The organism is Streptomyces jumonjinensis (genome assembly GCF_009600885.1).
In the GTDB taxonomy this organism is placed as follows: domain Bacteria; phylum Actinomycetota; class Actinomycetes; order Streptomycetales; family Streptomycetaceae; genus Streptomyces; species Streptomyces jumonjinensis.
In genome coordinates this window covers 1-7,885 of record NZ_VCLA01000093.1, presented here as the reverse complement: position 1 = coordinate 7,885, position 7,885 = coordinate 1, and the positions used below count along the sequence as shown (strand labels likewise).

The 7,885-nt window shown below is 72.0% G+C and carries 4 protein-coding genes and 1 pseudogene; 4 read left to right on the top strand and 1 reads right to left on the bottom strand.

From position 1 onward, the window contains the following. Positions 1 to 964 (bottom strand): annotated as a pseudogene (locus FF041_RS38925) (hypothetical protein); the annotation flags it as partial. Between the two features lie 605 nt (positions 965 to 1,569). Here FF041_RS38925 and leuS point away from each other — a divergent pair. The 4 genes from leuS to FF041_RS40535 all read left to right on the top strand — a co-directional run bounded on the left by leuS (position 1,570) and on the right by FF041_RS40535 (position 7,804). After that, positions 1,570 to 4,434 carry a leucine--tRNA ligase gene (gene leuS / locus FF041_RS11205; protein ID WP_153522589.1) on the top strand — a complete coding sequence of 955 codons (2,865 nt, stop codon included), beginning with the start codon at positions 1,570 to 1,572 and terminating at the stop codon, positions 4,432 to 4,434. 347 nt (positions 4,435 to 4,781) lie between these two features. Beyond that, on the top strand, positions 4,782 to 5,552 hold the full coding sequence (locus FF041_RS11200) for a hypothetical protein (RefSeq protein ID WP_153522587.1): 771 nt from the start codon (positions 4,782 to 4,784) through the stop codon (positions 5,550 to 5,552). Positions 5,553 to 5,606: 54 nt separating this feature from the next. Continuing rightward, positions 5,607 to 6,452, top strand: a complete 846-nt coding sequence (locus tag FF041_RS11195) for a DegV family protein (RefSeq protein WP_153522585.1) — start codon at positions 5,607 to 5,609, stop codon at positions 6,450 to 6,452. A gap of 746 nt (positions 6,453 to 7,198) precedes the next feature. Continuing rightward, the gene (locus FF041_RS40535; RefSeq protein WP_407698137.1) at positions 7,199 to 7,804 is read left to right on the top strand and encodes a helix-hairpin-helix domain-containing protein; all 606 of its coding nucleotides are present in this window, start codon (positions 7,199 to 7,201) and stop codon (positions 7,802 to 7,804) included. The last annotated feature ends 81 nt before the right edge of the window (positions 7,805 to 7,885 follow it).

The following is a 7,885-nucleotide window of genomic DNA, read 5'->3' as shown; positions in this document are numbered from 1 at the left end:
GCGGCCCCGCCGGAGCGGCACCGTCCCAGCCGGACGGCGGCGGGCCGGCCGGAGCGGCGCGCGGGGGCGGCGAGACCGCCCGGTACGCGGCCGAGATCCCGGCCCCCGCTCCAGGGCCCCTGCCGGGGGCGCCGCGACCGGCGACGGGTTCCACGGCCGGGGGCGGCGCTTCGTACACCGGGGGAGCGGGAGCGGCGAGCCGGGGCCGGACAGGCGCTGCGACGGCTTCCGGGCGCGGGAACCCGGGGCCGGGCGGGCGCTGCGCCGGAACCCCGTTCAGCCGGCCGAGCACGGCGGTGTCGGCGGGTGCGGCGGGCCGGAGGGGCTCGGCCCGGCGCTCTCCGTCGCCGCCGGTCAAGGCGAGGACCCTGTCCGCGATCCGCCGCCGCGCGGGCCGGGGCAGCAGCCGCAGCGACATCGCGCCCGCCACGGCCGCCAGCGCCAGCCCGTACATCGTCACCACCCAGGCGGCGGCCGGGCGGCCCGCGAACAGTCCGTGCATCAGCGCGAGGCACCAGGCCGGGTAGGCGAGCATATGCAGGGCACGCCAGCGGCCGGCGATCCCGCTCCGGCCGGCGAGGGCGCTGCGCAGCGCGCCCGTCGCCCCCGCGACGACCATCAGGAAGCCGGCCAGCGAGCCGAAACCGATCAGACCGGAGGCGCCGGTCACACCGAGACCGAAGGGGATGACGGCCCCGATCGGCTCCACATGCCCCAGCGAGATCTTCACGGTCGCGTGGAGCAGCAGAAATCCGAGTGCGGCGATCGCGGTGGCGCGGTGGACGGCTTGGGCGACGAGGCGGTGGCGTGGGGAGAGCAGAAGCCGGTCGGTGGCGATCAGCCCCCAGGCGATGGACGCCGTGAGGGACACCAGCGACAGGACTCCGGTGGTGAAGTCGAGCGCGGTGCGGAGATCATCGCTCCCGCCGACGGCGATCAGCGGAATCAGTGTGAACGCGGCCATGGTGAGGACGCCTTGGAAGGGACGGCCCGATGCGGAACCCGGCGGCGGTAAGGAACGGCTCTTTCGGTGTGGCTTCATGGGGCGACTCCGAGGATGCGGGAAATGCGGTCCCGTTGACGCATGCTAAGTCGCTCCATACCGAGCGGTACGGCGTTTGGGGGTTTAGTGGCGGTGAGCGCCTCCGGCCTGTGCTGGAGTTGCCCCGGATCGGTGTGATACGCGGGGTAACGGACGGGAGTTCGAGGGGGCGGCTGCCTGGCCGTGGGCCCTGACGCGGGGCCCTGGGCGTCGCGTCCCCTAGGGGCTCGCCATACCGACCCTCAGGGTGTCGCCGCATCGACCCTCAGGGCTTCGCCGCACCGGCCCTCAGGGCGTCACCTCACCGGCCTACAGGGCCCGCGCGCCCGGATGGCCCGCTGCGGTACCCTGACGCCATGCGTGCCGTACGCCTTCTGCTTAGTGAGCCGCGCTGATCAGTCCCGACGGATGAAGAGATCCGGTCGGAATCGGCGCGGCGTCCCCTCCTGTGTGAGGGGTCCTTTTGTTTGTGGGCCTATGCCCGATTGAGACCGCTGGCAGAGACGATCGATGGAGCTTTAAGGACCATGAGCGAGACGAATTCTGCTGCTTCCGCTGCCGAGGTGGCCGCGCCCCACCGCTATACGGCCGCGATGGCCGCCGATATCGAGGCACGCTGGCAGGACTTCTGGGACGCCGACGGCACCTACGCGGCGCCGAACCCGACCGGCGATCTGGCCGGGGATCCCGCCCTGGTGGCCAAGCCCAAGAAGTTCATCATGGACATGTTCCCGTACCCCTCGGGTGCGGGACTGCACGTCGGACACCCGCTGGGTTACATCGCCACGGATGTCTACGCCCGCCATCAGCGCATGACCGGGCATAACGTGCTGCACACCCTGGGCTTCGACGCCTTCGGCCTGCCCGCCGAGCAGCACGCCATCGCCACCGGTACGCACCCCCGGGTGTCCACCGAGGAGGCCATGGCGAACATGAAGCGTCAGCTCCGCCGTCTGGGCCTGGGCCACGACCAGCGCCGGTCGATCGCCACGATCGACCCGGAGTACTACAAGTGGACCCAGTGGATCTTCCTCCAGATCTTCAACTCCTGGTACGACGACCAGGCGGGGAAGGCCCGCCCGATCGCCGACCTGGTGGCGCAGTTCGAAAGCGGCGAGCGCGCCGTACCGGGCGACTCGCGCGGCTGGAGTGAGCTGAGCGCCGCCGAGCGCGCCGAGGTCCTGGGCGGATTCCGCCTGGCGTACGCCTCCGACGCCCCGGTCAACTGGTCCCCCGGCCTGGGCACCGTACTGGCGAACGAGGAAGTCACCGCCGACGGGCGCTCCGAGCGCGGCAACTTCCCGGTCTTCAAGGCCAAGCTGCGCCAGTGGAACATGCGCATCACCGCCTATGCCGACCGGCTGCTGGACGATCTGGACGCCCTTGACTGGCCCGAGGCGATCAAACTCCAGCAGCGCAACTGGATCGGCCGATCCGAGGGCGCACGGGTGCACTTCCGGGTCGATGGACACGACGACGCGCGGGTCACGGTCTTCACCACCCGTCCCGACACCCTTTTCGGTGCCACCTACATGGTGCTGGCCCCCGAGCACGGTCTGATCGACTCGATCGTGCCCGCCGAGTGGCCCCAGGGTGTTAAGGAGGCATGGACCGGCGGCGCGGCCACTCCGGCCGAGGCGGTGTCGGCGTACCGCAAGCAGACCCAGACCAAGAGCGATGTCGAGCGGCAGACCGAGCACAAGAACAAGACCGGCGTCTTCACCGGCGCGTACGCGCTGAACCCGGTCACCGGCACCCGTGTCCCGGTCTTCGTCGCCGACTACGTCCTGATGGGCTACGGCACCGGCGCGATCATGGCAGTGCCCGGCCAGGACGAGCGCGACTGGGAGTTCGCCGAGGCGTTCGGCCTGCCGATCATCCGCACCGTGCAGCCGCCGGAGGGCTGGGAGGGCGAGGCGTTCACCGGGCAGGGTCCGGCGATCAACTCCGCCAACGACCTGATCTCGCTGGACGGCCTGGCGGTCGCCGAGGCCAAGGCGAAGATCACGCAGTGGCTCACCGAGCGCGGAATCGGCGAGGGGACGATCAACTTCCGGCTGCGTGACTGGCTGTTCAGCCGTCAGCGGTACTGGGGCGAGCCCTTCCCGATCGTCTACGACGAGGACGGCGTGGCGCACGCGCTGCCGGAGTCGATGCTGCCGCTGGAGCTGCCCGAGGTCGACGACTACTCGCCGCGCACCTTCGACCCCGACGACGCCGACACCCGGCCCGAGACCCCGCTCTCCCGCAACGAGGAGTGGGTGAACGTCACGCTGGATCTCGGCGACGGCCCCCGGAGGTACCGCCGGGAGACCAACACCATGCCCAACTGGGCCGGTTCCTGCTGGTACGAGCTGCGCTATCTGGACCCGCACAACGGCGAGAAGCTGGTCGACCCGGAGATCGAGCGGTACTGGATGGGGCCGCGCGACGGGATGCCGCACGGCGGCGTCGATCTGTACGTGGGCGGCGCGGAGCACGCCGTACTCCATCTGCTGTACGCGCGGTTCTGGTCCAAGGTGCTGTTCGACCTGGGCCACATCTCGTCCCCGGAGCCGTTCCACAAGCTGTACAACCAGGGCATGATCCAGGCGTTCGTCTACCGGGACAGCCGTGGCTTCCCGGTTTCGGCCGCCGAGGTCGAGGAGCGCGACGGGAAGTTCTTCCACGAGGGCGAGCCGGTCAAGCGCGAGCTGGGCAAGATGGGCAAGTCCCTGAAGAACGCCGTGACCCCGGACGAGATCGCCGCCGAGTACGGAGCGGACACGCTGCGGCTGTACGAGATGGCGATGGGGCCGCTGGACGTCTCCCGGCCGTGGGACACCCGGGCCGTCGTCGGCCAGTACCGGCTGCTCCAGAGGCTGTGGCGCAATATCGTCGACGAGTCGACGGGTGAGGTCACGGTCGTCGACGGCGAGGCGGACGAGGCCACGCTGCGCGCACTGCACAAGGCCATCGACGGCGCCGGGCAGGACCTGTCGGCGCTGCGCTTCAACACGGCCATCGCCAAGATCACCGAGCTGAACAACCATCTGACCAAGACCGGCGGTCCGCTCTCCAGGAGCGTGGCCGAGCGGCTGGTGCTGCTGATCGCGCCGCTGGCTCCGCATATCGCCGAGGAGCTGTGGCGCAGGCTGGGGCACCAGGAGTCCGTGGTGCACCAGGACTTCCCGGTCGCCGATCCGGCGTATGTCGTGGACGAGTCCGTGATCTGCGTGGTGCAGATCAAGGGCAAGGTGAAGGCCCGGCTGGAGGTGCCGCCTTCGATCTCCGACGAGGACCTGGAGGCGCTGGCGCTGGGCGACGCGGCGGTGGTCGCCGCACTGGGCGGCGCGGGCATCCGCAAGGTGATCGTACGGGCCCCGAAGCTGGTCAACATCGTTCCCGCGTAAGCGGCGGGATCGCTTCCGGATGGGTGACGGGGGCGTTCCCGGACGGGGCGACGGGGTCGTTCCCGGACGGGGCGGCGGGATCGCTTCCGGATGGGTGACGGGGGCGTTCCCGCGTAGGCGGCGGGGGCGTTCCGAGGCAGGCGGCGGGGCCGGGCGGCCGGTGCGGACTCCGGGGGTTCCCGGGGGCGCACCGGCCCCCGGGAACCCCCGGTCCGCCCCTCGGGGTTTCCCCTACGGGCAGGTTGGGGGTTCGAAAGGAACCCCTGGCCTGCCTGGTCCGTTTACGGTGGAGGAAACACAATGCACGTACGCAGCCGGCGCACACAGCCGACGCCGAAGGGGCGCACATGGAAGCCGTGATCACGATACTGGCGCTGCTCTTCGTCGCCTTTGTGGCTTTGGGCGCGTATGTGACGGTGAAGGCGGTCCGCGCCGCCAAACGGGGTGTGGAGCGTACGGTCACCCAGGCGCGGCGCACGGTCGAGGACACCACACTCCGGGCCAAGAGCTATGGGCAGGGCGGCGTCGCCGCCGAGCTGGCGCAGCTGCGTCTGAAGCTGCGCACCTCGATGCGGGCCACCCAGGACGCGCTGCACGCGGGGGTGGCGGAGGATGCCTCCCTCTCCGAGTCCATCGCTCTCTTCGAGCGGCTGAGTGCGCACGGCCATGAGCTGGACGACGAGCTGAAGCGGCTGGAGCGCGAGCCGGACAAGTCGACGGTCGCGTCCCGGCTGCCCGATCTCCGGGAGCGTACGGAGCGGATCACCCACTCCGCGGAGTCGCTGCGCTGGGCGGCGCGGGACCGGGCGCAGAGGTTCGCCAACGACGATCTGGACATGCTGAGCAGCCAGATCGACATGGAGGCGGGCGCTCTGCGGCACTGGTCGGAGCCGGCGGCCGACGCGGCTTCGGGACAGACCTCGCCGGAGCGGACCGAGCCCGGGAAGAGCTGGTCCACGGCGGATGGCGGGACCGCGCGGCCCGGTGCGGAGACAGCGGCCGAGGCGGGGGCGGCCGATGGGGGCGCTGCCCAGCAGCCTCAGGCGATCACCGCGCGTGACCCGCACCAGCAGACCTATCCCTGGCAGAAGACCACCCGCCCGGAGACCCCCAGCTGACCGTCGACAGGGCCGGGCTGCCGTCCGATGCCTCCGACCGGTAACCTCCCGCTCATGTCCCGCCATGTCGCGATCGTCACCGATTCAACGGCCTATCTGCCGCACCCGGCGATGGAGCGCCATGGCATCGTGGCGGTGCCCCTGACCGTGGTGCTCGGTGATCAGGCGCTCGAAGAGGGCACGGAGATCTCGGCCCGCTCGCTCGCCCAGGCCCTGCAGAAGCGACGCTCGGTGACCACATCGCGGCCGAGTCCGGAGACCTTCGCCGAGACCTATCGGGCGAGCGCGGCGGCCGGGGCGACCGGGATCGTCTCGCTCCATCTGTCGGCGGAGATCTCAGGGACGTATGACGCCGCCGTGCTGGCGGCCAGAAACGCCCCGGTGCCGGTGCGTGTAGTGGACACCGGGATGGTCGCGATGGCCCTGGGATTCTGCGCCCTCGCGGCGGCCGAGACCGCGGAGAGCGGCGGCACGCTCGATGAAGCGGTGGCCGCCGCCGAGAAGCGGGCCGCGGGCACATCGGCCTGGTTCTATGTCGACACCCTCGACTATCTGCGGCGCGGCGGCCGGATAGGGGCCGCGCAGGCGCTGCTCGGGTCGGCGCTCGCCGTGAAGCCGCTGCTGCAACTGGACGGCGGTCGGATCGAGTTGCTGGAGAAGGTGCGGACCGCGTCCAAGGCGATCGCCCGGCTGGAGGAGATCGCCGTCGAACGGGCGGGTCTGAGCCGGGTGGACATCGCGGTGCACCATCTCGCGGCTCCGGAGCGGGCTGAGGCGCTCGCCGAACGGCTGCGGGAGCGGGTGCCGGGGCTGGTCGATCTGCATGTCAGCGAGGTGGGCGCGGTGATCGGGGCGCATACGGGGCCGGGGCTGCTGGGAGCCGTGGTCTCACCGCGCTGAGACCCGCCGGGTCCGCGGGCGTGGTTTCCGGAGCGCCGGGCCTTCCCCTGTGCCCCGTGGTGGCTGCGGGGAGACTGCTTCGCCGGGGGCCTCTGTGACACTTGTGGGTGACGGAGTTACTCACAACGGTCTGGTTTTCCACGGGAATTGAGGCTGCTCAGCGAGTTCGGGCGGATGTGCCTACCGTCCTGTCCATGGCTCTTCGATCACGTTCCGCAACCAGTGGGCCGGGCCGCGCCCCGGCATCGGACGGCCGCGCCCGTGTCAGGCGCGGGGCAGGCCCATCGCTCGGCCGCGGCCCCGGCAGCGGCCGGGGGCCCGTGCGTACGGTGGCGAGGGCGCGCGGGAGACGGGTGCCGGGGGCCGCGGTGGGGTCGGCCTCCGGTGGTGTCGGTTTCGGCGGTGGTTTCGGCGGCCTTTCCGGTATCGCTTCCGGTGCCTCCTCGGGTACGGGCCGGGGGCCTGGCCCGGGTGCGGTGCCGGGGCCGGCCGAGGGCGCGGGTCCCGTCGCGGGTGCGGGCACGGGTTCTGGTCCTGGGCCTGGTCCTGGGCCTGGGCCTGGGCCGAGTCCGGGGCCGGTCCCGGAATCAGACTCGGGAGCGGGTCCGGGTCCGGGCGCCGGGGTCGCTGGGGCGAGAGGCGCGCGTCGGCGGGCGGGGCTCGCCCTGCGGGAGCGGCTGCCGTTATGGATACAGCTCCGCTGCGGGCTCGAACCGAGGGCGCTCGCCGCTCTGGCCGTCGTTCTCGTGGCGGCCGTCGTCTTCGCGGTGCAGCACTTCTGGGCGGGACGGCCACAGGCCGTACGCGCCCCGGAGCTGGTCCGCCAGGGCACGACCGCTCAGGAGCGGGCGGAGCCGGCGGCCGGTCACTCCTCACCCTCCGTGACGCAGTCGGGTGAGCGGATCGTCGTGGACGTCAGCGGCAAGGTCCGCCGCCCCGGTGTGCTCCGACTGCCCGCCGGGTCCCGGGTCGCCGACGCCCTGCGCGCGGCCGGGGGAGCCGAGCCGGGCACCGACCTGGACGGCCTCAACCGCGCGCGGGTGCTCCTCGACGGTGAGCAGGTGGTGGTGGGCGTGCCACCGGGGGCCGCGGGCGCGGGCACACCGGGTGCCGTGTCCGGGACGGCTGCCGCGGGCGCGGCGGCCCCGGGGCAGCCCACCGGGCCGCTGAGCCTCACCTCGGCGACCGCGGAGCAGCTCGACACCCTGCCGGGCGTCGGCCCGGTCCTGGCCCAGCACATCATCGACTACCGCACCCGGCACGGCGGATTCCGGTCCGTCGGCCAACTCCGCGAGGTCAACGGGATCGGTGATCGCCGGTTCGCCGATCTGCGGTCACTGGTGCGGCCATGACCCGCTCATCGGTGCACACCGCGTCGGGGCGGCGGCTGGGCATGTCCTACCCCCGGCAGGAGGGCGCGGCGGATCTGCGGC